The following is a 25,828-nucleotide window of genomic DNA, read 5'->3' on the forward strand; positions in this document are numbered from 1 at the left end:
ACCGTATTTTATACCGTAACAGTATGCATCCCGGTTTTACCCGTATTGTCCTTATCAGCTGTGCTTTCCTGTTCCTGTCCTGCCGGAAGGATATTCCGCATTCAGTACAGTTCTATTACTGGAAAAGCCATGTGCAGATCGAAGATACCGAAAAAGACTATTTCAGCGCATTGGGGGCAGACCGGCTCTATATGCGTTTCTTCGATGTGGACCTCGTTCAGGGAGCCCCCGCACCGGTATCTGTTGTTGGTGATTTCAACCCGGAGATACTACAGGCTGCCTATATCCCCGTAGTTTTCATAACCAACCGGGTGATGAAAAGTGCCGGGCATCCGGGAGGGAAGTCACTGGCAGAGGATATTAACAGCCTTATCAGGCAGATCGCGGGCGACCACGGACTGGAGGCCTCCGACGAAATACAGATCGATTGCGACTGGACGGAAAGCACCCGGGACACTTATTTCGCTTTCCTGGAGCAGCTCAAAAAGATATCCGGAAAAAAAATAAGCTGTACACTGCGGCTGCATCAGGTAAAATACCGCGACCGTACCGGTATTCCCCCGGCAGACAAGGTGTACCTGATGGCCTACGCCACATCCAGCCCCGTAGAAGATAACGGGAAAAATTCCATTCTCGATACCGGGTTGCTCAAAGACTATCTCAGGACCATTGACACCTACCCCATAAAAATGGATATAGCCCTTCCGCTCTATTCATGGGCCGTGGTAACCAATCACCTCGGCAGGTCGAAACTGATCAACGGCGTTGCCGAAAGCGAACTGCAATCTCCTGACTTCCGCCGAACGGCTCCCCATACCTACGAAGTAACCGAAGATGTTTTCCTGAAAGGGATATACCTCAACAAGGGGTTCCATATGAGAGTAGAAGAAATATCTCCGGAGCTGCTAAAAGAGACAAGACTTTTCCTCGAAGCCAAACTGCAACGCCCCTACGATTATGTGTATTATCACCTGGACAGTCTTTTCCTGCAACGCTTTTCACCGGAGGATCTCCGGTAAAAAGCATAAAATAGTGGAAAGCCGGTATTTTTATTTCCCGATGTTATAGTATCTTTACTCTGCCTTCCCTAAAAAACGAGGCACACCGCATATCCTGTCATTGTCATATTTCAATCGTATCACTATGATCTTCAAACCATACCGGTATTTCACGGCTTGTATAATTTCCTGGATTTTCTGTGTAACCCTTCAAGCCGGCAATCCGCATCAACCCGAAATATCCTTCTGTGCCGGCGGATGGGGCGACGACTACATGTACTACAACCTTTTTGCCCAGGAAAACATGGAAGAACCCCAATACAAGGCTTTCCTGCTGTCTTATGACAACCGGTTCTACGACAGTGAAAAAGACCTTCTGCCCCGGACCGATGAAAATATCGAAGACTGGGAAGATTACCTGCAACTCTCCTACGAAGAAACGGAATACCTGGTACTGAAGGCCGATCGCCAGGACCTGAGGGCACTGGCAAAAGGAAATAGCGTGGAAGACGACAGGCTCGCTTTTGCCGACGGGAATTTTACCAAAAAACACAAGCAGGCCCTGCTTTACCTCGCCTATGCCAAATACCTCGCTCCCTATATGGCGGTAAAGGGAGACCGCAGGTATTCCTGGGGCAATGCTCCCGAACATCATGCGGGCGAACTGGATTACGACGAGGTGATCAACGTACTGGAGAAAAGCTGGCACGCAGAAACCGACAAAAACCTCAGGATACGTTACGGTTATCAACTGGTACGGTTTGCACACTACAGCGGGCACTACCCCGAAGCCATCGGGTATTTTAACGATTATGTGGAGTCGCTGCACCACAAACCTATTATGTACTACTACGCCCTCGACCAGAAAGGCGGGGCCGAAAGGGCACTCGGGAATTTTATGCAGGCACACCATGATTTTTTCCGCTTCTTCACCCATACCAGGAACCGCAAGGAACAGGCATATACCTCCATGCTGGTAACCCGCGACCTCGATTTTGAGAAACTGCTGACAGAGGCCGGGACCACGAACGAAAAAAACGATCTCTATATGCTATTGGGTTATCGCGATTTTAACAATCCCCTCTCCTCCATACGCAAGATCCTGGAAAATGATCCCAATGCCCCGCAGGCCAAGGTGCTTATGGTCCGGGCCGTGAATCAGCTCGAAAGGAACTATTTTCCCGTAAGCTACAACTGCCCGTACAACCATCCGGACTGCCTGAAAGACCGGGATAATTACCGTATTCCCCTGAACAGATACCACAACGACAACACCTTCCTGGAAGAAACGCTACGCATCTCGGAGAGCCAGTCGAAAAACCCGGAGATCAAGGAACAGGAGTTCTGGAAACTCACCACGGCCTGGCTCTATTTTATACAGGGGGATTACGACAGGGCCGGGCTCACCCTCGAAAGTATCACTCCCGGGAATAAGAGGTTTGATGCACAGAAAGACAAACTCTCCATGCTGATCACCATAAGCGAACAGGAAACCATAACACCCGGCTTCGAAAAGCAGCTGATGAAAAGGTTCGGCCATATTTTCCGGGAAGATCCCGAAAAAGATCCCTATAGCCCGGATATGGGCAGTACCGGGAATTTTGTGATCGACATTCTGGCCAACCGCTATTTTCTGCAGGAGGATTATGCCAAGGCTTTTCTGTTGCAGAACGATATCAGTGAACTGGAAGCCTACCCGCAACTTCAGCTGCTGGAAGCGATAGAGAAATTCTATCACAAAAAGAACAAGAATGAGTTCGAACATTTCCTGGCGGAAAACCTGGCCCCGGAGGTCTATGACGACAGCCTGAGAAAAATGGTAAGACAGCGGGATTTTGATATAAAAAGCTATATCGCCAATATGAAAGGGAATATTTACCTGAGGCAGGGGGAACCGGAAAAGGCCGCTCCCTTTTTCGACGAAGTAGACCGTGACTTTTATGGCTTTAAGGGCTTCTCGGGTATCCCGTCGGACGTTTTCGGATATAACCGTATGGAGTGTTTCGAATGCCCCGACAACATGGTGATGCAAACAGATTACCTCGGGGATTTCGATATGATCGGGCCCTCCATGAACAAAAAAGAGCTCAGCCGGGCGCTGATCCGGCTCGAACAAGAAGCCGCAGGCCGGGGCGACAAGGCCGCCAGGGCGGGTTACCTGCTGGGCAATTTCTATTTTAACACCTCCCTGATCGGCTATTACCGGCAGTTCCTTACCTTCAGTAACAGCAATGGCAAGAGCTATAAATTCCATAACTATTTCAGCTGGAACGAACAGTTCGACAGGACAGCCCCTGAATACCTGCTTTATTTCAAGAATTACGGCTGGACATCCTGGTACTACGACGATTTTGAGATTGCGCTGTCTTACCTGGACCGGGCCCTGGAACAGACCGCTGACGAGGAGCTCAAAGCGAGGATTCTCTTTGCCGCTTCCAAATGTGAACAGGGTATTTTTTACAGTACCCGGACCGACAAGGAGCTGAACAACCTGAAAAACGTGGATTACAACAAAAGAAAAGCTGCCAGGATAGACATAAAGACGTCCCGGTACCGGTCTTATTTTAAAAAGCTAAAGGCGTATGAGCATACCGGTTTTTACAGGGAGGTAAAAACGTATTGCAAGTACTTTGATTACTACGTGACCCATTATTAGGGGGCATTTCGGGAACCGGGCGGTTAAAACAGGAAGCTTCCTATTTTACTTTTACGGTCCATTCAAAATTAAAGACAGAAACAATATCTCCCTGCTCATCCTTCCCTACGGACCGCATCCGGAAGGTCTGTCCCTCCCCGGTCTCTACGGTACGTTGCAGGGCATTGCCGATCAGCTTTCCGCCGTTACAGGTAAAGGTGATACGCCCTCTTGCCTTTTTGGTAAAACTTGCGTTGTTATTGGCTACAAGCATGGAGATGCGTTTACCGCTTTTCCGGATCGCGGCCATGACCAGGGCGCCGGTTGAAAGTTCGGCAGCCATACCCTGTACCGCCCAGAACATGGAATTAAAGGGATTCTGGTTGATCCACCTGTGGCGAACGGTTACTATACAGCTTTCCGCATCGAGATGCCTTACCCTTACCCCGCATAACCAGGCTGAAGGCAATTTAAGCATCGTGAAAGTATTCAGTTTCCGGGGCGTTATTTCCATAATCTGAAAATTGATACCACAAGGTATTAAATTATCCGGAACCGGAAGCCCATCCGGTCAAATACTTTCAGGCAGTTCACCTGCCCCTGCCCCATAAAAAACGGTAGAAACACAAGACGATCAGCAAGGCTGTTATTCCCTGTATCAGTAAACTTGCAGGAGCCCCTATATGTTCAGACAGGGTCCCTACGAGCAATCCGCCGAGCGGCATCATACCGAAAGCGGCCATCGCCTGGTAGCTCATGGCCCTGCCGCGCATTTCCGGTTTCGATTTGGTCTGCACCAATATATTGCACACAGTGGTCTGTGCCATGGCCCCGAAACCGATAAGCACGGCAAAGAACAATACAACACTGAGATTATCGATCCGGGAAAACAGTACCAGGGATACGCCGAGGATCACCGTATTTACGGCCAGTATCCTCTTTAGCCTGCTCCCTTCCCTCAGTGATGCCAGGAAAAATGCCCCGGAAATTGCCCCCAATCCTATAAAGCCCATAATATAGCCATAGGTCGTAGCATCGCCCTCAAAGATCACTTTTGCAAATACCGGCAGCAGGGTACTGTATGGCAACACCAGGAGACTTACCAGGGTAAGCATCAGCAGGGGCAATCCTATTTCGGGAGTTTTACAGAGATACCGAAACCCGTCCCGGAGCTCTTTTCCTACCTTCTGCTTCTGAGGCCGTGGCGGTTGCGGCGGGAGTTTCATCAGTGAAAGACAGACAATAATAGCTATAAAACTGACGGTATTTACCAGGAAACAGGTCCCTGCCCCCCATTCAGACAGTACGATCCCTGCCAGTGCAGGTCCGACCATCTTTGCGAGATTGGTCAGCGAGGAATTCAGGGAAAGCGCATTGGGAAGGTCTTCCGGCTCGTTCACCATCTCATGTACCAGGGGCTGCCGGGCCGGAACGTCAAAGGCATTGATGGTGCCCAATACAGCACTGAGCACAAGCAACACCCATACCGAATCGTGCCCCGTATAGGTGACCACCGTAAGGATTACCGCCTGTACCATGGAAAGCGACTGGGTGAGCAGTATCAGCTTATACCGGTCATAACGGTCTGATACTATTCCGCCCAGAGCCGAAAAAAGAAAAGAGGGGAACTGCTCGGCAAAGAGGGTAAGCCCCAGCATGAAAGAGGAATGCGTCATACTGTATACGACCCATATCACCGCCGTACGCTGCATCCACATGCCCATCCGGGAAATGGATTGCCCTGTAAAGAACAAGGCATAATTACGGTTCCGGAAAGCGCGGAATGTAGTGCTCTTTAAAAGCAAGGGCATGATTTCGGATTTACATATTTCATAGCAATCATAACTCCGGGTAGTTACACCACTGCCGGTTCTTTCCTGCCTCCTGCCCTTTTTGAATAATTCCAGGAAATGCAGAACAAGCCTGTAACGACCGGAAAACACTGGCAAAGTTAGGCATATCACGTTAAACAATCCTTTTAAAAAGTTAAAATAAAGTTAATAAACAGTACTATGTTTTGCATAATACCTGTTTTTAGATATATATTTGCATAAGAAAATATCAGGCTATAAAAAAATATCCATCATCATATCATCCATCCATCAAAAAACGAACAGTTAATTAAAGCATTATGAACTCATGAAGATCGAAAACACCAAGGCACAGATGCGTAAGGGAGTTCTGGAATACTGCATTTTGTCCATTCTCAGGGACAAGGACAAATATGCTTCGGAAATCCTGGAAACGCTGAAAGATGCAAAAATGCTTGTGGTAGAGGGTACGATCTATCCTTTGCTCACCAGGCTGAAAAATGCGGGGCTGCTGCAATACCGCTGGGAAGAGTCCACTTCCGGGCCGCCCCGGAAATACTACGCCCTTACCGACACGGGGAAACTGTTTTTAAACGAACTCTCTTCCACCTGGGAAGAACTGCACAACGCTGTAACCATCGTAACACGCCAAAAATCATCAGATCATGAATAAGACAACCAACATAAACCTGGGCGGACTCTTCTTTCACATCGACGAGGATGCCTATACCAGGCTCCGGGACTATCTCGAGGCCATAAAGCGTTCGTTTACCGACTCCCAGGGCCGGGACGAGATCATTGCCGATATCGAGGCCCGGATCGCCGAACTTTTCAGTGAAAAGGTTAATAACGACCGGCAGGTTATCGGGATGACCGAGGTAGACGAGGTGATCGCCATCATGGGAGAGCCGGAAGACTACCTGGTAGACGAAGAGATCTTTGAGGACGAACCGCAAACGCAGGCACCTCCGAAAGACCATCATCAAACCCGGAAACCGCCCAAGAAACTGTTCCGCGATCCGGACGACAAATATATCGGCGGGGTATCTTCCGGGCTCGGGCACTATCTCGGGGTCGATGCCCTGTGGATACGCCTGCTGTGGATATTACTGGTCGTAGCCGGGGTCGGATCGGGGATCATTATCTATATCCTGCTATGGATACTGATCCCGGAAGCTTCCACCACTTCCCAGAAACTGTCCATGAAAGGAGAACCGGTAAACATCAGTAACATAGAAAAGAAGGTGCGCGAAGGCTTCGGCGAGGTATCTGAAAAAGTCAGGAATGTCGATTACCAAAAGGTGGGCAGCAAGGTAAAGTCGGGGACCAGCAGTTTTTTTGACTTTCTCGGCAGGGTCATGACCGCCCTGTTCAATGTCTTTGGCAAGTTTATAGGCCTCCTGCTCGTCTTTATAGCAGGCAGTACCCTTATTGCCCTGTTTACGGGACTTATCGCCGCATGTGTGTCGGCTTTTTCAGACAGCGAATGGGCACACCATATCGAAGTGAGCAATATCTCCGGGATACCGGTGTGGGCAATAGCGCTCATGATACTGTTTGCCGCAGGCATTCCGTTTTTCCTGTTGTTCCGTCTCGGAATGAAGATACTGGTAGACGACCTGAGGCCGATAGGCAGCACGACAAAGTACGTCCTGCTGGGGCTCTGGATACTTTCTACCGTAGCGCTGATCACTTTTGGGGTCCGCCAGGGCACGGCACAGATCTACGAGGGGAGCATTTCCGAAAAACAGGTACTCTCGGCCACCGTACCGGATACCCTGTACTTTAAAAACGAGATCTCCGGGATTCCCGACAATCGCTACTACAACGACCGTATCGACAAGATTGTCCTCGACGGCAGCCGGAAACTCTATATAGAGGATGTGGTTTACGACTTTGTCCCTTCGGAAGATTCCCTCGCTTTTCTCGATATCGAAAAAAAGGCCGAAAGCAGCAGCTTTCGCAAGGCAAGGGAGGAAGCATCCAGGATAGACTACGGTTTCAGTACCTCGGGGAATACCGTTTTCCTCCGCAATTACGTACTTACCGACTACGGGAACAAATACCGGGACCAGGAGGCCTATGTACGCGTATCCCTGCCGGAGGGCACGGTATTCTTTATAGACCATCACTCCGACATCCGCATCGGGCACAGTACCCATGAACAGGCCAGGCTTTACCATGCCGACCTCAAAGGGCACTTCTGGAAAATGGAAGAGGGAAAACTCCGGTGCCTGGACTGTGAGGAGCGCATGGATGCCGATACCGAAACAGTGGAACCGCACGACGTAAAGATCGATTCGGAAGGTATCGATATCGACGTACAGGATGAGAACGGCGAAAATGTAAAAGTAGAGATCAACAGAAACGGGATCCGGGTAAAAACCGGGTCCTGACCCTGCGTTTCATCCGTCTAAAACAACAATCCGGTCACAAATTATGTGACCGTAACATCAAATCTTACAACTTTGCTGCACTACTTCGACAACAGTATTGGCGAAGTCATTAACAAACCATCATCCATCAAAAAAAACACTACTGTTATGACAACCCTGGTAAAACTACTCGTTACCGCCATTTTATCTGCCCTGCTATCCTCCTGCGATTTCGGGGATATTCCGCAGTCTCCGGCAATACATGCCGGCAGTGACCACAGCAGGAGCGCCCAGACACTTTTTTTAGTTCAGAGTCCGGAGTTCAGAATTCAGAATTCGGGAGTTGTCATTCAGAACAAAGTGAACCTGCCTGCCGGCCAGGATCAAAGGAATTTCAACAGCATAACGGAAGCCCCGGAGATTCCTCCCCGACTAAAGGTCGGGACAGGCACTATCGTCGGAATGACACACCTATGAACTAACAACTAAGAACTAAACAACTAAACCCCTTTTTTCCTCCCGATACCGTACAACACCAACAGGCCGGCCACCAGGACGGAGATACGGGCAATCAGGTCGCCATAGCGTACATAAAAGGTCTGTTCCTCATTCAATACTACCTTGCCCTTAAGTGCCCCTTCCGAAGCATACGCCAGGGTCTGCAACACATCTCCCCTGGGGTTGATAAAGGCCGATATCCCCGTATTGGCAGACCGCGCCACACTTCTCCTGGTTTCTATGGCGCGCAGGCGGGCGTAACTGAGATGCTGTTTATGTCCCTGCGAATTGCTCCACCAGCCGTCGTTGGTGATCACCGTCAGAAAATCGGCCCCTTTTCGCACATACCCGGCAACGTATTCCCCGTAAATCGACTCATAACAGATAATGGGGGCCGCTTTCCCCGCCTTCCCGGTAAACACCGAAGGCTCCGGTTGTGTGGCACGGGAAACTACGGTGCCCCCCAGGTCGATCATGATATTTCCCAGGAGGGGTTCCAGTACAGCCTTAAAAGGAAGGTTCTCGACTCCCACCACCAGTTTTGATTTGATATAGAACTGCAAATTATCGGTATTGTCGATCTGTACCGCTGCATTATAAGCATCATACCATCCTCCCCCGATCCTGTTTGCCGTAGGGGTCGGCTTTCCGGGTCCGGGATATTTCCTGTAAAAATCGCCCCCCACAATAACATCCAGTCCCGGATACCTCCTGGGCAGTTCCTGCAACAGGTACCTGGCCCTCGACCGGGCAAACCCATCGATATCCGCCCCCGACGACAGGGCTGTTTCCGGCGCTATCACGTAGTCCGTATGCCCATCGGCATATCCCGAAGCCAGTTCGACCAGCCTGGCGGCCATTGCGGCATTGTCGATCTCATATTTTTCACTGTACGGGTCTATATTGGGTTGCAGTACCACCACTTCCATGCTCTTTTCCGGCATTTCGTAGCGGTGATACATCAACAGCGAAACGATGACGGGAAGTGCCACCAGGAGCACATTTTTACCTACTCCCCTCGCCAGGCGGCTTTTATGACCGCTTTCCCGGAACGACCATACCGCCGCAAACAACCCGATATTTACCATCCATATCCACAGACTGCCCCCGAAAGTGCCGGTATATTCGTACCACTGTATCCAGGCGGGGTATTCCGAAAAGGCATTTCCCAGGTTCAGCCAGGGCCAGGAAAAATCCCAGTTGAGGTGAAATTTCTCAAAAGAAATCCACAGTGCCGGCAGGAAGACGAGGTGAATTTTGGGCGGCAGCTTACGGGCCAGCAGGTGATATCCCCAGAAGACCAGGGTCATCAGCAGGGTATTGACCAGTATGGCAAAAAACATCCCGAAAGCCGTGGAATACCATATCCACCAGGTGGTTACCGCGTTCCATATAAGGAATGTGAGATAGGCATGCCCGAAGACCTTAAGCCCCTTTCTCCCGGTACCGGACAGCCGTATGTTCCGCTCTGCCAGCAGCAGCGGTACAAAGGCTACAAAGAGTAAAAGGGGAATACCGTACACCGGCCACCCGGCCGCAAGTAACAGCCCCGAGGACAGGGCCAGGATTAAATTGTTTCTTGTCATTCTTACCGTATTTCCGACCTGCTACGGGTCGTTTGCTATCGTATACCAACGGGCAAGTTACCAAAGTTTGGTGAAATTTATACTAAAGTACCATTAATCTTGTATTTTTACCGGGACTTAGTTTATTAGTTGGTTAGTTCGTAGTTATTAGTTTGCCCAGACTACGAACTAACAACTAAGAACTAACAACTAAAACACCATGAAAAAATATATTCCCAATATCCTCACGCTTCTCAACCTGTTCTGCGGTACTGTTGCCGTATTATATGCCGTTCTCGGACATCACCAGGTCGCGGCATTTTTTGTTTTCGCAGGGATCTTTTTCGATTTTTTCGACGGTTTTGCCGCCAGGAAGCTGAACGTACAGAGTGAGATCGGGCTTCAGCTGGATTCCCTGGCCGACATGGTTACCAGCGGTGTGGTTCCCGGCATGGTCATGTATCACCTGTTACAGCTCAGCCTGAACCCGGGATCGTGGGATACCGGTATCCGCATCGACCTGTCGCAGCCACAGGGGCTTATCCCGTTTACCGGACTGCTTATCCCCCTGGCATCGGCCTACCGCCTGGCCAAATTCAATGTAGACGACGACCAGCAGACTTCCTTTACCGGGCTCCCCACCCCCGCCAATGCCCTGTTTATACTATCCCTGCCGCTTATTCTCAGCTACCAGGACAGTGAGCTGGCTGTTTCCGTGATCGGGAACACCTGGTTCCTGGTCGCCGTTACCCTGGCCAGCAGCTATATACTCAATTCCCGCATAAAGCTCTTTGCCCTTAAATTCAAAACCTGGGGATTGCGGGAAAATGCCGTAAAATACGGTTTCCTGCTGTTGTGCCTGGCCTTACTGGCTGTGCTGAAATTTGCGGCGGTTCCGCTGATCATCGTCCTCTACATTCTCATTTCGGTGGTGACCCCGCAAAAGTATCTCTGATCAGCGGGCATAACGGCGTTTTCTCAGCAAAGAGAACAGCAGCCCGAATACCGCAAGCAATACCAGGGGTACTGCAAGATTGACCACCTTCCACAATGCCTGCCCGGCAGCCACTTTTTCCTTGTCGAGGAAAGGAATGGAGACTTCCTTGCTCCTGATATAGATCAGTCCGTTCCGGTCCAGCAGGTAATTGACACAGTTCCTGAGAAACTCCTTATTGCCGTAGAAATTATTGGTCCATTTATCGTACCCCAGTTCCAGGGGGCTCCCCTGGTTCAGCTGGTTCTTAATCAGGTCGCCATCGGAGACCACGATCATTCCGGAAGGTGCCCCTACCTCCTTATTATCGTCGAGGTCCAAAGGTTTTACCCGGTTGCGGTATACCGAATTAAAGCGTCCTTCGAGCAACACCGCCAGGGGCTGATTGCCGTTGTTATAGGTTTCCCGGTCGGGTTCTTCCCCGATAATGTCCAGGCTGATCTCTACCGGGGTCCCTACCGTTTTTGACAGGGGGGAGCTGCGCAGCAATACGGTCTTCCGCACCGTATTCTTCAGCGTGTCCATAGCCCCGGCAAAATCGAACCGGAGGGCTTCCAGGTTATTGGTTACGGGATGATCGTTCTTCGAAAACACCATAGGCGCATAAAACCACGGATAAGGTTCGTAGCGGGAAGCATTCCCCTCTCCCGTAGCCAGGACGATCTGGGTAAAGTACAGGTCATTGACCAGCACCGGGTTGATACGCACCCCGTATGAAAAGAACATATCGTTGAGATTGAGGTCTCTCGGCATGGCATACGTCTTTCCCGCCTCGTTGTAGAGGCTGTCCCTTTCCGCATGTACGGGATCTACCAGCCACAGCGATTTCCCGCCGTGCATCACATACTGGTCGAGCACCGCTTTTTCCCCGTCGGTAAAAGGCTCCGTAGGTTTGGCCACCAGTATCATATCGAACTTCCGGAGTTCGTCCAGGGTACGCTGCGGGGCGGTAGCCACCGAGTCCATTGTAAAAGGGGCCAGGTTGTAATAATCGCGCAATGTGCCCAGGAAATCGGCAATGTAGATATCGTCCAGTTCACCATTGCCCTTGAGCACGGCTATATTCTGCTTATCGGTTATCGCCAGCCTGGCAAAGGCATCGGCAAAGACGTATTCCAGTTGTTGAATGGAATTATTCACCCTTTCTTCATCGCTCGCCCCCAGCTTGTTTTTGAGCAGGGATATCCTTACACTCTTCTCCCCCGAGTTGGCCATAGCCCACGGAAAGATCATCTCCTGCGAGGTTTTCCCGCCTTCTTCCACCGAATACCGGAGCGGGGTAAGTCCGACAGACTGCATCTCCCGGATGATGTTTTCCGAATGTCCGCTTTCTTCAAGCGGATCGATAAAATTAAAGCTAATACGATTGTTGCGCGCGGCAAACTCTTCCAGCATCTGCCGGGTTTCCTCCCTCAGTTTGCGGAATTCGGCCGGTAGCTGCCCGCCCAGGAACACATCTACAAAAACAGGTTCGTCTACGTTTTCCAGTGGCTTGAGGGAGGCTTCGGAGAGGGTGTACCTCTTATCCCGGGTAAGGTCGAACCGCCCGTAGAAATTTTCGGAAAGGATGTTGCAGATCACGAGCAGTACCAAAACGCCCGCCACGCCGAACAGGGGATGTCTTTTCAGTTTATCTGCCATCGGGTCTGTTTTTGAGCCTGACCACGGTCAGGTAAAGGAAAAAGAAGGCCACGGAGAGAAAATAGACGATATCCCGGGTATCCAGCACCCCCCGGCCTACACTGTCGAAATGCGCCTTCATGCCCAGTGCGGAGATCCAGGCCGTATTGCCCAGCAGGGAAAGTCCTTCAAAACCGTAATAAAAAAAGAAACATATCAGCACCGATATGAGGAAGGCCACGATCTGGTTGTCTGACCATATCGAGGTAAAGACCCCTATGGCCGAATACGAAAGTACCAGGAAGCACAAACCGAAGTACGATCCCAGGGTACTGCCTGTATCCAGGTTTCCTTCGGGGTTCCCGAGTTTCCATACGGTAAGTACGTACAACAGGGTAGGCAACAGGGCCATGAGTACGAGGACAAAAGCGGCGGCGTATTTTCCCAGAACGATCTGCCAGTAACTTACCGGGCGTGTAAGGAGCAGTTCGAGGGTTCCCAGTTTCCTTTCGTCGGAAAAGCTTTTCATGGTCACCGCCGGGATAAGGAACAGGAGTATCCAGGGCGCCAACCTGAAAAAGGCAGTGAGATCGGCAAAGCCCGATTGCAGTATGTTGTATTCCCCGTCAAAAACCCACAGGAAAAGTCCGTTGAGCACCAGGAAAACAGCGATCACCAGGTATCCTACCGGGGAGGCAAAAAAGGCATTTATTTCTTTTTTCAGTATTGCAAGCATATATAACTTCTCACTCTCTGCAGATTATCATTATAAAAACCTGACCGTAACGACATCCCTATAACTGAGCCCGAGCAGGCTGGAAGCCCCTCCGACGGTATCGCGGTTGCTGCGGTACATGGCCAGTTCTATATACCCTGCCGAATTAAAAACGGCAAGCCGTTTTCCGTCGTCGTCCCGCAGCGGTTTTTCTATGGAAAAATTGACGATATCACTGTATTTGGCATGTATTTTCTCAAACCTGTAATTGCGGGCATAGAGCTCGAACTTTCTCCCTCTCCGCACGTTCTCGAAAAGCTGCCGCGATATATTGGTCACCACATTGCCGTAATTATCCACATACACCACATGACCCGTCACCGTATCCTGCTCGGTGTTGAGCAGGGGGGTAAATGCCTTCAGGGATTTCAGTTCCCCTATCGGTTTTCCGACGACTTCCAGTTTCCCTCCCCTTGCGATATGGCAGGCCACCCTGACAAAAACGTCTTTACAGGGAAAAATCGTATCCATATCGTTGTAAAGATTGATCTCTACCATTTTTTCGGGGGTCCCCTCACCTATGATAAGCGACATTACGCCATTGTCGGCCCCTACAAAATAATGCCCGTCGAAACAAACCGCTATATGCCGTGTATCCGGGTTGCGTTCGGAGTCTACACCGTACACATGAATACTGCCTTCGGGGAAGTCCCTGTAGGCATTTCCGAGAATATAGGCCGCCTCCTCTACGTTAAACGGGCTTACCTGGTGCGATATATCCACGATACGCACCTCTTCTGCCTCCCGGTACACCGCCCCCTTGACCGCCCCTACAAAGTGGTCTTTCTCTCCGAAATCCGTAGTTAAACTTATTATAGCCATAAAACAGTACCGAAGCTTTTTTTGTGTAAATTAGCCAGAAAATACAATCCTTCTGTTTATTTCCTTCAGGGGTATACAAACCACAAACGTACTAAAAAACGAGGGGATAAACTATAGGAAAAAGTACAGTTTTTTATCGTACTTTTAATGAAGAGTTAATGACCGTGTCCGCCGAAGGTCCGCTGACTTTTTCCCCTGCTGCGGGGTGTGAGACCGGTGCGGGAACGGGTAATAGGAATAAACAAACCCGATAGCTTTTGAACGAGATAGTAGTAGAACTTACCGAGATCAGCCCGCGAGAATTTTTCGGCGAGCAGAACATCAACATCGAACTCCTTAAAAAATATTTCCCGAAACTGAAGATCGTAGCGCGGGGCAACAAGATAAAGGCCTATGGAGACGAAGAGATCCTGGAAGAATTTGACAAGCGTATGGACAAGCTGGTCATGTATTTCGGGAAGTATAACAAACTGGACGAAAACACCATAGAACGCATTCTTACGAGCGACGCTGACGAGGCCTTTGAAACCCCGGCCCTGGCCAATGCCCGGGTATTGCTTCACGGGGTCAACGGCAGGCTGATCAAGGCCCAGACGGCCAACCAGCAGCTACTGGTAGACATGATGATGAAAAACGACATGGTCTTTGCCATAGGCCCGGCTGGTACCGGGAAAACCTATACGGGAGTGGCCCTGGCGGTAAAAGCCCTGAAAGAAAAACAGGTAAAACGCATTATCCTGACCCGCCCCGCCGTGGAAGCCGGGGAAAATCTCGGGTTCCTTCCCGGCGACCTCAAGGAAAAGCTGGACCCGTATATGCAACCGCTTTACGACGCCCTTCGCGACATGATCCCTGCAGAAAAACTTCAGAATTATATCGAAACCGGCATCATACAAATTGCCCCCATGGCCTTTATGCGGGGACGTACGCTGGACAATGCCTTTGTAATTCTCGACGAAGCCCAGAACACCACCCACGCCCAGATGAAAATGTTCCTGACCCGTATGGGGAAAAACGCCAAATTCATGATCACCGGCGACCCCGGGCAGATCGATCTCCCGCGAAGGGTGATCTCCGGGCTGAAAGAAGCCCTGCTGGTACTCAAGGACGTTAAGGGTATCGGGATGGTATACCTCAACGACAAGGATGTGATACGCCACCGGCTGGTAAAAAGTATAATCGATGCTTATAAGGATATCGAGCACAACAGCAACTCATAAGCTTTTCCCGTATATTTGCGACAAAATCACGATGTTCATCACATGAGTAATACAATAACAGCTACCAATTACAATTTTCCCGGACAGAAAACAGTCTATAAAGGCAAGGTCCGTGAAGTTTATACCTTAGACAACGACCTGCTGGTCATGATCGCTACCGACAGGCTTTCGGCTTTCGACGTGGTCATGCCCAGGGGAATACCTTACAAGGGGCAGATCCTGAACCAGATCGCTACCAAAATGATGAAGGCTACCGAAGATATCGTGCCCAACTGGCTGATCGCTACCCCCGACCCGAATGTGGCTGTGGGGCACCGGTGTACGCCCTTTAAGGTGGAAATGGTAATACGGGGATACCTGTCCGGCCATGCCGCAAGGGAATACCATGCCGGGAAACGGCTGTTATGCGGTGTGCCCATGCCGGAAGGGATGAAGGAAAATGACAGATTCCCCGAGCCGGTCATCACCCCGTCCACAAAAGCCGACAACGGCGAACACGATGAAGATATTTCCAGGGAAGACATCCTGAAAAAAGGGATTGTTTCCGAAGAAGATTATACACAGCTGGAAGCCTATACCCGGGCTCTTTTTCAGCGCGGAACGGAAATTGCCGCCAGACAGGGACTTATTCTTGTCGACACCAAATACGAATTCGGGAAAACGGCAGACGGTAAGATCGTGCTTATCGATGAGATCCATACGCCGGACTCTTCACGCTATTTCTATGCCAGCGGGTACCAGGAACGCCAGGACAAGGGAAAAAAGCAAAAACAATTGTCCAAGGAGTTTGTTCGCCAATGGCTGATCGAAAACGGGTTCCAGGGAAAAGAAGGACAACAGATCCCGGAGATGACCGATGCCTATATCCATTCCGTATCCGAACGCTATATCGAACTCTATGAGCAGATTACCGGGGAAACTTTCCAGCGTGCCAATATCAGTAATATCGAAACGCGTATCGAGAAAAACGTACTGGATTACTTGAATACGGCCGGTTAATCTACTGTTAAAGAACACAATACTTTCAAAAAGCGTCCCGGCTGTCTATCCTCGACAACCGGGACGCTTTTATATTGATATATGGTTTTATGATTTCCTACATCTCTGCCCTTTTCCTTTTCTCCGAAGGCAGGAATACGGTAAGTAATCCCAGCAAAGGCAGGAAAGAGCACATTTTAAATACGTACTCTATACTCGTGGCGTCTGCAATATCGCCGAGTATGGCGGAACCAATGCCTGCTATCCCGAAAGCAAAGCCGAAAAACAGCCCGGATACCATCCCTACTTTTCCCGGGATCAGCTCCTGGGCATATACCAGGATAGCGGAGAAAGCCGAGGATAATATCAGTCCGATAAGCACGGTCAGTGTCCCCGTCCAGAACAGGTTTACATAAGGCAGGATAAGGGTAAAAGGTGCGATACCCAGGATACTGAACCAGATTACATACTTACGCCCGAAACGGTCGCCCAAAGGTCCGCCGAAAAACGTACCGGCCGCTATGGCAAACAGGAATACGAAAAGATAGACCTGCGATGCCTGTACGGATACGTCAAATTTGTCCATCAGGTAAAAGGTATAATAACTGGTAAGGCTGGTCATGTAGATATACTTGGAGAAAATCAGAAAAAGCAGTACGACAATAGACCAGATTACCTGTGTCCGGGACAAGCGATGCCCCAGGGCATGGTCGTACGTCTTTTTCTTTCTGGCCGGTGCGCGGTGCAGGTTGTTCTTATACCATTGTCCTACGCGCGACAGTACGATAATGGCCAGTAAAGCCGCCAGTGAGAACCAGATCACCGAAAACTGCCCGAACGGCACAATGATCATGGCTGCCAGCAACGGCCCCATAGAACTACCGGCATTCCCTCCTACCTGGAAAAGAGACTGGGCCATACCATGTCGTCCTCCCGAGGCCATATGAGCAATACGTGAGGCTTCCGGATGAAACACAGACGATCCCATCCCGATCAGCCCTACGGAAAACAGGACCATCCCGAAATCAGGTGCCATGGATAAAACCACCAGCCCTATCAGCGTAAATCCCATGCCGATCGCCAGGGAATACGGTTTGGGATATTTGTCCGTATACAACCCGACCAGGGGCTGTAACAGTGAAGCGGTAAGCTGAAAGGTCAGGGTTATAAGCCCTACCTGCGCAAAACTCAGCTTAAAGGATTCCTTCACCAGGGGATAGATCGAAGGGATAAGTGATTGTAAGGTGTCGTTCATCATATGAGAAAAACTCAGCGCGAACAATACCGGGAAAACCGTCTTCTCTGCCGTGATACCCGATCCGGCGGAAACCGATGTATTTTTGTGCATGGTAAAAGGATTTTAATACCCTGCAAATTTAAAGTGCCCTCCGTTATCTCATACACAATAGTCATCCTTTTTACGATGCCCAGATCACAAAAAACACACGCTGGCCATTTGCCCGATTTTAAATACTTTTGCATCAAAGAAAAAGTCATGCTGCCAAACGATACGATCATAGCCTTAGCCACTCCGAGCGGCGCAGGAGCCATTGCCGTTATCCGGCTGTCCGGAAAAGAGGCCATCCGCATTGCAGGAGAAAAGTTCCGTTCGGTCAAAGGAAAAGAACTGTCGGCACAAAAAAGCCATACCATTCACCTGGGGCATATCGTCGACGGTCCGAAAGTCCTGGACGAGGTTCTGATCAGTATTTTTAAAAATCCGCATTCCTATACCGGGGAAGATGTTATCGAAATTTCCTGCCACGGTTCCCCTTATATTCAACGCGAAATACTTCAGCTTTTTTTGCGTAACGGCTGCCGCATGGCCAACGCCGGCGAGTTTACCCTTCGTGCCTTTCTCAACGGCAAGCTCGACCTCAGCCAGGCCGAAGCCGTGGCCGACCTTATCGCTTCCGACAACGAGGCTTCACACCAGGTAGCCATTCAGCAAATGCGGGGTGGTTTCTCCGGAGAGATCGAAAAACTACGGCAGGAACTGCTCGACTTCGCTTCACTTATCGAACTCGAACTCGACTTTGCCGAGGAAGATGTCGAATTTGCCGACCGCAGCCGCTTCGAAGAACTCCTGCAACGCATAGAGCTTGTGCTCAAACGCCTTATCGATTCGTTTGCTGTGGGTAATGTGATCAAAAACGGTATTCCCGTAGCCATTGTCGGAGCGCCCAATGTAGGCAAGTCTACCCTGCTCAATGCCCTGCTCAACGAAGAACGGGCTATCGTAAGCGATATCGCCGGAACCACCCGCGATACTATCGAAGACGAAATCGTGATTAACGGTATCGCCTTCCGCTTTATAGACACTGCCGGGATCCGGGAAACCGAAGATGTCGTAGAGAGTATCGGGATTAAAAAGACTTTCGAAAAAATCACCCAGGCACAGGTAGTCATTTACCTTTTCGACGCCTCCCATTTTGCAGCGAACAGCGAAACGATTACCGTTGAAATCGAAAAAATAAAAAACCGGTTCCCGCAAAAACCACTGCTTATCCTCGCCAATAAAACCGACCTGGCCGATAAAGAAGAAATTGCAAAAGGACTGGAATACGACAACCTCCTGTTTATCTCCGCCAGGCAAAACGAAGGCATAGAAACACTCAAGGAAAAACTGCTCGAATTCGTCAACACCGGCGCCCTGCGTAACAACGAAACCATCGTCACCAACAGCCGTCATTACGATGCCCTGCTCAAAGCCCTGGAAGAAATTCAGAAGGTGCAGCACGGCCTTCAAACGGGTATCTCCGGAGACCTCCTCGCCATCGACATCCGCGAAGCCCTGTACCACTTCGGGGAAATCACCGGTCAGGTAACCAATGATGAATTGCTGGGGAATATTTTTGCTAATTTTTGTATCGGTAAATAAATTTATCAAACAACACCAAAAAACATATAACCAAAACAAACAAAATCAATACATTACAAAAAATATTTTGGGTTTAGGTTTCTTTTATAAAGTTAATTTTTGTACCTTTTTTGCACCAAATTTACACCTCTACGATAATTTTTGATAACGGGGTGTAAAAATTTACACCTTGCAATATGAAAATTACTTTAAAAAGGAAAAAACTCAAGAGTGGTAAAATCAGCTTGTATCTGGAATATTACAAAGGCTATTTTATCGACAAAGACGGTATTCAGAAAAACAATCGTGATTTTGAATATCTCAAACTTTATCTACATCAAGACCCAAAAACTCCCGGAGAAAAAAGACACAATCAGGAAACCCTTGATCTGGCCAATCAGATTCTTACGCTTAGAAAGGCAGATTATATCCAGGGCAAATTCAACATTAAAAACACCAAGAAGTCTAAGACCAACTTCCTGGAATATTATGACAGATTAAAGGAGGAACGATACGAAAGCAAGGGGAACTACGATAATTGGGATGCAGCTCTAAAGCATATCGAAAAATACTGCCCTCCAGCTATCACCTTTGAGGATATAGACGAAAATTTTGTCAAAGGTTTTAAAAAGTATTTAAACACCAAAGCCAAAACAAAAGGCGGCACTCCCCTATCGCAGAATTCCAAATACACTTATTTCAATAAGTTCAAAGCCTGCCTGCGTACTGCTTTTGAAGAAGATTATCTCGATAAAAATATCATCAAGAGCGTTAAAGGTTTTGAGCAGGGAGAATCTCAGAGGGAATACCTTACCTATTCCGAATTACAGGCTTTAACCAGGGCAAAATGTAAATACCCTGTTTTGAAATCAGCATTTATTTTTAGCTGCCTTACCGGGCTAAGGTGGAGTGACATCAATAAATTAACCTGGTCCGAAATCCGGGATGAAGATGACAGCTCCCGAATTGTGTTCAGGCAGAAAAAAACCGAAGGTTTGGAGTATCTTTATATCTCCGACCAGGCAAGAGACCTGCTCGGTAAGCGTGGAAATGGAAGTGAGCGGGTATTTACAGGCCTTAAATACGGTGCTCATTTTAATGCGGAAATATTACGCTGGTGTATGCGGGCCGGTATTACCAAACATATTACTTTCCATAGCGCCCGGCATACCTGTGCCGTACTGCTCCTGGAACACGGTGCAGACATATACACCGTATCCAAAATTCTCGGTCACCGGGAATTGAGAACTACAGAAATCTACGCCAAGATTGTTGACACCAAAATGAAGGAGGCGGCGAATATTATACCTGAACTTAAAATTTAATAGTGTGTTTAATTCCTTTTATGAAAAAATACACCGGATAGAGAAAAGGATGAATTCCGTTTCAGGCAGAAGGGCTAAACAGTTCGTAGTTATTTGGATTATATCAGCTCTAATTCTTCTGGGTTATAGTGTTTTTAACCTGGATTTTATGTCTGTTTGGTTAAGAACTATTGTTTTACTTGTCTTATTGCTTTTCGTCTTTAGCTATTTTATCATATTAGGCTATAAGCAATACAAAAGGAAACACGCTAAAGAAGCAGTAAACCTCCCCGATACCTCCGATACTACTTTGAATATAAACCAGACGGAAATCCTGATAAACTTCCTCAAAAAATGGTTTAGTTCACCAAAGGGTTCTGATGCCCTGGAAAACGACCTGAAAAATCTTTTAGAATTAAACCTGGCGAATATAGAAGACGGCGGCCTGATCTCCGAGGCCAACAAGAAAATAGACATCGGGAGAATTCTTTTTCAAATTGCCCATATCGGGATTTGGGATGAAGAAGACATAAAAAAGATTTACAGCAAGAGTATCATTTCCCATAACCGGAGCATCAATGCTTTTAAGGACAATACTTTCAACGATCATAAAAACAGCTTAAAAGAGAAGAAAAAGCTCTATACTAAAGATAGTATTGATATTCCCAAAATATTAAGTATCGAGAGGCCCCCGCTTTGATCTAATTGTTTTTACTTGTTTATTTTGGTTTTTGATCCTCCCTGTTATTTCATGCTATAATTTTGTTTTCAGGAATTCTACGAAAAGAAAACAAAGGCCTTTGTTCATTAGTAATTTAAAACTTTACGATAATGAACAATCTCGAATTAGAAGAGCGCCTGGAAAGAATTGAAAAACTTCTTGCGTTCAACAAACGTGTCCTGACTTTCGATGAAGCCTGTGACTATACAGGCATTTCAAAAAGCTATCTCTATAAGCTAACTTCAGAGAACAGAATCCCTTTTTCCAAACCCAATGGTAAAGTGATTTTCTTTGAAAGGGAAAAGCTCGAAAACTGGCTGTTGAGAAACCACAGGAGATCCCGACAGGAAACAAAGGATGAAGCACTGTCCCATGTCCTGAAGAACAAAAAAGTCTGAAATCCACTCCCTACCCTCTTAGACTTTATTATTCAATTTTTAGCTTGAACCAAAACTGTAAAAAATACGGTTTTTAAATCCACTGATATGGATAAGATACCCTATAGACGCATCGGCACTACCTATTGGAAGGATATTGAACGTCCCCTCATTTCAGGGGACTTCATATCCATCATGGTTCGGTGGAACAAGGAAACAATTATTGCAGATCACGGGAAAACCTATCTATCAAAGGTTCCGAAGTTTGACGGGTTTTGTTGCATTCCTGAACACATTAATCATCGACAGATCATTGGCAATTCATATAATACCTATCACGAATTACCGGTACAGCCCCAACAGGGGAAATGCCCGGTATCGTTGAGTTTTATAGCACATATTTTCGGGGAACAGGCCGAACTGGGACTGGACTATCTAAAGATCATCTACGAGAAGCCTTCACAGATACTCCCGATCCTATGCCTGGTAAGCAAAGAACGAGGTACAGGGAAAAGCACCTTTATCAAATGGCTTAAAGCCATATTCGGTCAGAATATGACCTACATCAAGGGAGATAGTTTTTCATCCCAGTTCAATGCTGATTGGGTTTCGAAAGTCATTGTAGCAGTTGACGAGGTTTTCTTTGATAAAAAGGAGATCACGGAACGATTAAAATATTTGAGTACGACCGACAAGGACAAAATAGAAGCCAAAGGTAAGGATCGCGAGGAAATTGAGTTTTTTGGCAAGTTTATCCTTTGCAGCAACAACGAAGACACCTTTATTCTCATTGATTCCGACGAAATACGCTTTTGGGTACGGAAAGTTCCACCTTTTGAAACGGAAGACACCGAATATTTACACAAACTCATCAAAGAAATACCGGCTTTTTTGCAACACCTTATCGACCGGCCCTATGCTACTAAAAAGAAAACCCGAATGTGGTTTACCCCGGAACAGATCAAGACCAGGGCACTTCAAAAACTGGTTTGGTTAAACAACAATGCGATAGAAAGGGAAATGGTGCTCCTACTCTATGAAATGTTTGAGGCCACCGGGACTGACGAACTGAAAATCACGCCAAGGGAGATCGTGTCAAACCTGAGTAAAGTCAGGCGTAAAAACTTTGAACCCAACGACATCAGGAAAATCCTGAAAAACAAATGGGAACTGACACCTTCGGACAACTCAAATTCCTACCCGGGGTATGAGTTTACCAGTTACGGTGAGTTCGCCCAAATCAGTCGTGTGGGCCGATATTTTACTGTTGAAAGAAAAAAGATTTACAGAATTTTTGATGAAATGATGAATTAAAGACTTAACAAAATGAAAATCAGAAAAATAACTCTTCATCAAAGTTTCATCAAACGTTCATCAAAATGGAAACCCGATCAAAAATGATGAAGATTTAAAATTGAGTTTGATGAATGATGAAAAAATGATAAAGCCTGAAACACCTGTAAAATCAACAGCTCCGAAAGGATTTTCATCATTTCATCAAAATTTTCACCACATAAAACCCGACACATGAAAAAGCAACAATTAACCTGTGAAAGCGCCCGGAATTTTTCCTGTCTGGAAGCCTTGCGCAATCTCGGGCACTTTCCCGTACGGAAAACGGAGAAAGAAGCCTGGTTCCTGAGTCCGCTCAGGTCAGAAACCCAGGCCTCTTTAAAAGTGTCTCTACCATTAAACAGATGGTACGATCACGGTGCCGGTATTGGCGGTAACGTGATCGATCTCGTTTGCCTTATCAACCAATGTTCAGTCAAGGAAGCTCTGGCCATACTGGATCGGGAGAATATTTCTTTTTCTTTTCAGCAACCGGCATCTCCGGAAAAAGATCACGGAATTGCAATTATCCAAACCAAACGTATTAGCCATCCTGCTTTACTTCAATATCTGAAATCAAGGAGTATTAAGTACCAAACAGCTCACCATTATTGTGACGAAGTACATTACGCCCTTAACGGAAAAAGGTATTTTGCTATGGGCCTTAAAAATATTTCCGGCGGTTATGAGCTGAGAAATAAGTTCTATAAAAACAGTTCTTCACCAAAAGACATCACCCTAATCAAGTATAATCAAACAAACCTGGTCATTTGTGAAGGTATGTTTGATATGCTTTCCCTATTAAGTTACAATCCTTCTATCCGGGAAAAAGCTAATGTGTTGGTTTTAAATTCTATTTCATTTGCCGGAAAAATTGAAAAATACCTGCAATCCTACACCTGTATTGAACTTTATTTGGATCGTGATGCCGCAGGTATAAAAACGACTGAATTTTTATTAAAACAAAATCCAAAGTGTATTGATATGTCCCTGTTGTATAAAGGATTTACTGATGTCAACGAATGGTGGGTGACTCAACAGCAACTATCCGGCTGAGTAGGAATTTCGAGATGTGTTTTTGTTGCCACAAAAACAATCTCGCTTTGCTCCCGAAGGTCGCAAAGAGGGTTTCTGCCTGCGGCATTCCGTTTGCAAAAATGTTTAAAGCCCGAATTTCATTTCGACAGGATTATACTTAAAGGTGAAAAGAAAAAGCAAACATAATAAAACCACCTATATTAAATTTCGCTGCACACAGTACGAAAAAAAGCTGCTGCGTATCAAAGCCAAAAGAGCCGGTTTGAGTATAAGTGCTTATTGCCGTATGGCCGTTATGGAAGACCGGATTGTGGAACGATTAACCGAAGAACAACTGGAGGCCTATAAAATGCTGGTACAGTACCACAACAATTTTAAACGCATTAGTAATATGTTCCGCAAACGAAACCCCAGACTGGCCGATGAAGTGCTCCGGTTGGCCCAGGAGATAAAAACACACCTCTATAATTTTAAAAAATGATCGGTAAAGGACAGGCCATAGCACATACGCAGGCTTCCATACAATACGGATGGAACCAGGAAAAGAATGCCGAAATCGTCTATACCCAAAACCTTTGTGGAGATAACCCAAAGGAGGTGACCAAAGAATTTCAAATGATACAGCAGATGAATGTACGTTGTGAAAAAAACACCCTGAGTTTTGTGCTTAGTCCTACTATTGAAGATGGCCAAACGTTAAGCCGGGAAGATCTGGAAGAACTTACCGATACTTTTATGAAAGAAATGGAATTAGGCGAACGGCAGGCTATTGCCTTTGTGCACCGGGATAAAGCCCATACCCATATTCATTTATATGTGAATCGAATTGATTTCCAGGGCAAGGCTTATAAGGATAATTATATCGGCAAGCGAAGCCAGCAGGCCGCCGAACGAACAGCCCGACAATTACAACTCACCACGGTGCGGGAAGTACAGGAAGAAAAGACCATGGCTTTAAAACCTATCCGACAGGAGATCAAAACCATCCATGAAATGGTAATGCGGGAACAGCGTCCCCGGGACTTTGACCAGTATATCCAACTCATGCAACAAAACCGGGTCAAAGTAACCCCTTATATCAATAAATCCGACCAGTTACAGGGGTTCCGATTTCAGTACAAATCTTATAACCTGAAGGGAAGCGAAGTGCACCGGGATATGTCCGGAGGAAAACTGGCCATGGCCATTTCCCAGAACCAACGGTTCGGCCAAAAACTGATACAGAACAACCAGGTAAAACTCATGGGTAAAGCTGTGGAACTAAGCAGTAATATTACGGTCAAAATTGCTAAAGAGCTGGCAAAACAAGTCGCCAAAAGGGCTATGGATACAGGTTTCGGAATGGGATATTAAAAACAAACGTTATGGGAAAATTAGAAGAAATCGCAGAACTATTAACCGAAGAAATCCACGGGTTTAATGTGTCCATTGATCGACTGGAAGAGCTGTCGGAATATCTCGGAGATATCAAAGTCAAGGCGGATGCTACGGAAGTGGAACACCTATTAAAAGAGCACCTCAATAAACACCAAGAATTACAATCGCGTCATGACGAGAATTTAACCGAGGTGTATAAAGCGGTAAAGGGTACTTACCGGCTTCCCCGTTGGCTGGTGATTTCTTTTATTGTAGTACATGCACTTACGTTAGCCTCTATAATTTATAGTGTACATCTTCATAACAAAAAAAAGTACTGGGAGGAAAAATATGAAGGTATCAGAGGGCATTATCATTATTTTATGGAAGACAACCCGGAAGTGAGAACACAGTATGAAAAATGGATACGAGAAGAAAAATAACCGCGCAACATAGGTTAGTTCGGTAAGGATTTGGGGGCTTTTTGGATAGGGCCTTCCCTATGACCTGGGCAAAAAAGCTATCTATGGGACATTCCCTTTGTTTATC

24 protein-coding genes are annotated in these 25,828 nt (G+C 47.4%); 17 read left to right on the forward strand and 7 right to left on the reverse strand.

The annotated features are described in order from the left end of the window. Nucleotides 1-23 precede the first annotated feature (23 nt). Both DN748_RS10805 and DN748_RS10810 read left to right on the forward strand, forming a co-directional pair. Nucleotides 24-1,019 carry a hypothetical protein gene (locus DN748_RS10805; RefSeq protein ID WP_112371843.1) on the forward strand — a complete coding sequence of 332 codons (996 nt, stop codon included), beginning with the start codon at nt 24-26 and terminating at the stop codon, nt 1,017-1,019. 124 nt (nt 1,020-1,143) lie between these two features. Beyond that, on the forward strand, nt 1,144-3,654 hold the full coding sequence (locus DN748_RS10810) for a hypothetical protein (RefSeq protein WP_112371845.1): 2,511 nt from the start codon (nt 1,144-1,146) through the stop codon (nt 3,652-3,654). 40 nt (nt 3,655-3,694) lie between these two features. On the opposite strand, the gene DN748_RS10815 is transcribed toward DN748_RS10810, so the two are convergent. Continuing rightward, nucleotides 3,695-4,147 carry a DUF4442 domain-containing protein gene (locus DN748_RS10815; protein WP_112371847.1) on the reverse strand — a complete coding sequence of 151 codons (453 nt, stop codon included), beginning with the start codon at nt 4,145-4,147 and terminating at the stop codon, nt 3,695-3,697. Between the two features lie 76 nt (nt 4,148-4,223). Next, entirely contained in the window at nt 4,224-5,444 is a 1,221-nt protein-coding gene (locus tag DN748_RS10820; RefSeq protein ID WP_201741467.1) for an MFS transporter, read from the reverse strand. Nucleotides 5,445-5,772: 328 nt separating this feature from the next. On the opposite strand from DN748_RS10820, the gene DN748_RS10825 reads away from it, so the two are divergent. From DN748_RS10825 to DN748_RS10835, 3 genes are all read left to right on the forward strand, one after another. Beyond that, entirely contained in the window at nt 5,773-6,117 is a 345-nt protein-coding gene (locus tag DN748_RS10825) for a PadR family transcriptional regulator (protein WP_112371848.1), read from the forward strand. Continuing rightward, nucleotides 6,110-7,840 carry a PspC domain-containing protein gene (locus tag DN748_RS10830; RefSeq protein WP_112371850.1) on the forward strand — a complete coding sequence of 577 codons (1,731 nt, stop codon included), beginning with the start codon at nt 6,110-6,112 and terminating at the stop codon, nt 7,838-7,840. Before DN748_RS10825 ends, DN748_RS10830 begins: the two co-directional genes overlap by 8 nt. Before the next feature lie 147 nt (nt 7,841-7,987). After that, nucleotides 7,988-8,296, forward strand: coding sequence for a hypothetical protein (locus tag DN748_RS10835; RefSeq protein WP_112371852.1), 309 nt, complete (start codon nt 7,988-7,990; stop codon nt 8,294-8,296). Nucleotides 8,297-8,319: 23 nt separating this feature from the next. On the opposite strand, the gene lnt is transcribed toward DN748_RS10835, so the two are convergent. Beyond that, nucleotides 8,320-9,903, reverse strand: a complete 1,584-nt coding sequence (gene lnt / locus DN748_RS10840) for an apolipoprotein N-acyltransferase (RefSeq protein ID WP_112371853.1) — start codon at nt 9,901-9,903, stop codon at nt 8,320-8,322. A gap of 199 nt (nt 9,904-10,102) precedes the next feature. Here lnt and DN748_RS10845 point away from each other — a divergent pair, with 199 nt between their 5' ends. Beyond that, nucleotides 10,103-10,837: a CDP-alcohol phosphatidyltransferase family protein gene (locus DN748_RS10845; RefSeq protein WP_112371854.1), complete on the forward strand. Its 735-nt coding sequence runs from the start codon at nt 10,103-10,105 to the stop codon at nt 10,835-10,837. Here DN748_RS10845 and gldG read toward each other — a convergent pair whose 3' ends face one another. The 3 genes from gldG to DN748_RS10860 are packed head-to-tail and all read right to left on the reverse strand — an operon-like array spanning nt 10,838 to nt 14,093. Beyond that, nucleotides 10,838-12,517, reverse strand: coding sequence for a gliding motility-associated ABC transporter substrate-binding protein GldG (gene gldG / locus DN748_RS10850; RefSeq protein ID WP_112371855.1), 1,680 nt, complete (start codon nt 12,515-12,517; stop codon nt 10,838-10,840). It lies immediately after the preceding gene. Then, complete coding sequence (gldF, locus tag DN748_RS10855) at nt 12,507-13,232, reverse strand: gliding motility-associated ABC transporter permease subunit GldF (protein ID WP_112371856.1); 726 nt, start codon at nt 13,230-13,232, stop codon at nt 12,507-12,509. The genes gldG and gldF overlap by 11 nt, the downstream gene beginning before the upstream one ends. A gap of 30 nt (nt 13,233-13,262) precedes the next feature. Next, complete coding sequence (locus tag DN748_RS10860; RefSeq protein WP_112371857.1) at nt 13,263-14,093, reverse strand: SAM hydrolase/SAM-dependent halogenase family protein; 831 nt, start codon at nt 14,091-14,093, stop codon at nt 13,263-13,265. A gap of 257 nt (nt 14,094-14,350) precedes the next feature. Here DN748_RS10860 and DN748_RS10865 point away from each other — a divergent pair, with 257 nt between their 5' ends. Further along, nucleotides 14,351-15,313, forward strand: a complete 963-nt coding sequence (locus DN748_RS10865; protein WP_112371858.1) for a PhoH family protein — start codon at nt 14,351-14,353, stop codon at nt 15,311-15,313. A 42-nt stretch (nt 15,314-15,355) separates the two neighbouring features. Continuing rightward, nucleotides 15,356-16,312, forward strand: coding sequence for a phosphoribosylaminoimidazolesuccinocarboxamide synthase (locus tag DN748_RS10870; RefSeq protein WP_112371859.1), 957 nt, complete (start codon nt 15,356-15,358; stop codon nt 16,310-16,312). A 97-nt stretch (nt 16,313-16,409) separates the two neighbouring features. Here the strand turns inward: DN748_RS10870 and DN748_RS10875 are convergent, their stop codons facing one another. Beyond that, a complete protein-coding gene (locus DN748_RS10875) occupies nt 16,410-17,639 on the reverse strand; it encodes an MFS transporter (protein WP_112371860.1) in 1,230 nt (409 codons plus the stop codon). 147 nt (nt 17,640-17,786) lie between these two features. Here DN748_RS10875 and mnmE point away from each other — a divergent pair, with 147 nt between their 5' ends. From mnmE to DN748_RS10920, 9 genes are all read left to right on the forward strand, one after another. Continuing rightward, the gene (mnmE, locus tag DN748_RS10880; protein ID WP_112371982.1) at nt 17,787-19,172 is read left to right on the forward strand and encodes a tRNA uridine-5-carboxymethylaminomethyl(34) synthesis GTPase MnmE; all 1,386 of its coding nucleotides are present in this window, start codon (nt 17,787-17,789) and stop codon (nt 19,170-19,172) included. Nucleotides 19,173-19,348: 176 nt separating this feature from the next. Further along, entirely contained in the window at nt 19,349-20,476 is a 1,128-nt protein-coding gene (locus DN748_RS10885; protein ID WP_112371861.1) for a site-specific integrase, read from the forward strand. 148 nt (nt 20,477-20,624) lie between these two features. Beyond that, the gene (locus DN748_RS10890; RefSeq protein WP_146746596.1) at nt 20,625-21,155 is read left to right on the forward strand and encodes a hypothetical protein; all 531 of its coding nucleotides are present in this window, start codon (nt 20,625-20,627) and stop codon (nt 21,153-21,155) included. Between the two features lie 131 nt (nt 21,156-21,286). Then, complete coding sequence (locus DN748_RS10895; protein ID WP_112371863.1) at nt 21,287-21,574, forward strand: helix-turn-helix transcriptional regulator; 288 nt, start codon at nt 21,287-21,289, stop codon at nt 21,572-21,574. Nucleotides 21,575-21,661: 87 nt separating this feature from the next. Continuing rightward, complete coding sequence (locus tag DN748_RS10900) at nt 21,662-22,867, forward strand: primase-helicase family protein (protein ID WP_112371864.1); 1,206 nt, start codon at nt 21,662-21,664, stop codon at nt 22,865-22,867. 213 nt (nt 22,868-23,080) lie between these two features. After that, nucleotides 23,081-23,941 carry a toprim domain-containing protein gene (locus tag DN748_RS10905; RefSeq protein ID WP_112371865.1) on the forward strand — a complete coding sequence of 287 codons (861 nt, stop codon included), beginning with the start codon at nt 23,081-23,083 and terminating at the stop codon, nt 23,939-23,941. A 145-nt stretch (nt 23,942-24,086) separates the two neighbouring features. Beyond that, entirely contained in the window at nt 24,087-24,404 is a 318-nt protein-coding gene (mbpA, locus tag DN748_RS10910; protein WP_112371866.1) for a mobilization protein MbpA, read from the forward strand. Beyond that, complete coding sequence (locus tag DN748_RS10915) at nt 24,401-25,276, forward strand: relaxase/mobilization nuclease domain-containing protein (protein ID WP_112371867.1); 876 nt, start codon at nt 24,401-24,403, stop codon at nt 25,274-25,276. Before mbpA ends, DN748_RS10915 begins: the two co-directional genes overlap by 4 nt. 11 nt (nt 25,277-25,287) lie before the next feature. Continuing rightward, nucleotides 25,288-25,722, forward strand: a complete 435-nt coding sequence (locus DN748_RS10920; protein ID WP_112371868.1) for a DUF6730 family protein — start codon at nt 25,288-25,290, stop codon at nt 25,720-25,722. The last annotated feature ends 106 nt before the right edge of the window (nt 25,723-25,828 follow it).

This window comes from Sinomicrobium soli (assembly GCF_003285545.1).
Taxonomy (GTDB): Bacteria; Bacteroidota; Bacteroidia; order Flavobacteriales; family Flavobacteriaceae; genus Sinomicrobium.

Excerpts from the sequence above, each read along its gene's own strand:
- DN748_RS10820 (WP_201741467.1), bottom strand. The coding sequence starts at position 5,444 with ATGCCCTTGCTTTTAAAGAGCACTACATTCCGCGCTTTCCGGAACCGT.
- DN748_RS10905 (WP_112371865.1), top strand. The coding sequence starts at position 23,081 with ATGAAAAAGCAACAATTAACCTGTGAAAGCGCCCGGAATTTTTCCTGT.
- DN748_RS10825 (WP_112371848.1), top strand. The coding sequence starts at position 5,773 with ATGAAGATCGAAAACACCAAGGCACAGATGCGTAAGGGAGTTCTGGAA.
- mnmE (WP_112371982.1), top strand. The coding sequence starts at position 17,787 with ATGCTGCCAAACGATACGATCATAGCCTTAGCCACTCCGAGCGGCGCA.
- DN748_RS10830 (WP_112371850.1), top strand. The coding sequence starts at position 6,110 with ATGAATAAGACAACCAACATAAACCTGGGCGGACTCTTCTTTCACATC.
- DN748_RS10900 (WP_112371864.1), top strand. The coding sequence starts at position 21,662 with ATGGATAAGATACCCTATAGACGCATCGGCACTACCTATTGGAAGGAT.
- DN748_RS10890 (WP_146746596.1), top strand. The coding sequence starts at position 20,625 with ATGTCTGTTTGGTTAAGAACTATTGTTTTACTTGTCTTATTGCTTTTC.
- DN748_RS10805 (WP_112371843.1), top strand. The coding sequence starts at position 24 with ATGCATCCCGGTTTTACCCGTATTGTCCTTATCAGCTGTGCTTTCCTG.
- DN748_RS10860 (WP_112371857.1), bottom strand. The coding sequence starts at position 14,093 with ATGGCTATAATAAGTTTAACTACGGATTTCGGAGAGAAAGACCACTTT.
- DN748_RS10870 (WP_112371859.1), top strand. The coding sequence starts at position 15,356 with ATGAGTAATACAATAACAGCTACCAATTACAATTTTCCCGGACAGAAA.
- DN748_RS10875 (WP_112371860.1), bottom strand. The coding sequence starts at position 17,639 with ATGCACAAAAATACATCGGTTTCCGCCGGATCGGGTATCACGGCAGAG.
- DN748_RS10835 (WP_112371852.1), top strand. The coding sequence starts at position 7,988 with ATGACAACCCTGGTAAAACTACTCGTTACCGCCATTTTATCTGCCCTG.
- DN748_RS10915 (WP_112371867.1), top strand. The coding sequence starts at position 24,401 with ATGATCGGTAAAGGACAGGCCATAGCACATACGCAGGCTTCCATACAA.
- DN748_RS10920 (WP_112371868.1), top strand. The coding sequence starts at position 25,288 with ATGGGAAAATTAGAAGAAATCGCAGAACTATTAACCGAAGAAATCCAC.
- DN748_RS10810 (WP_112371845.1), top strand. The coding sequence starts at position 1,144 with ATGATCTTCAAACCATACCGGTATTTCACGGCTTGTATAATTTCCTGG.
- DN748_RS10815 (WP_112371847.1), bottom strand. The coding sequence starts at position 4,147 with ATGGAAATAACGCCCCGGAAACTGAATACTTTCACGATGCTTAAATTG.
- gldF (WP_112371856.1), bottom strand. The coding sequence starts at position 13,232 with ATGCTTGCAATACTGAAAAAAGAAATAAATGCCTTTTTTGCCTCCCCG.
- gldG (WP_112371855.1), bottom strand. The coding sequence starts at position 12,517 with ATGGCAGATAAACTGAAAAGACATCCCCTGTTCGGCGTGGCGGGCGTT.
- DN748_RS10845 (WP_112371854.1), top strand. The coding sequence starts at position 10,103 with ATGAAAAAATATATTCCCAATATCCTCACGCTTCTCAACCTGTTCTGC.
- DN748_RS10885 (WP_112371861.1), top strand. The coding sequence starts at position 19,349 with ATGAAAATTACTTTAAAAAGGAAAAAACTCAAGAGTGGTAAAATCAGC.
- lnt (WP_112371853.1), bottom strand. The coding sequence starts at position 9,903 with ATGACAAGAAACAATTTAATCCTGGCCCTGTCCTCGGGGCTGTTACTT.
- DN748_RS10895 (WP_112371863.1), top strand. The coding sequence starts at position 21,287 with ATGAACAATCTCGAATTAGAAGAGCGCCTGGAAAGAATTGAAAAACTT.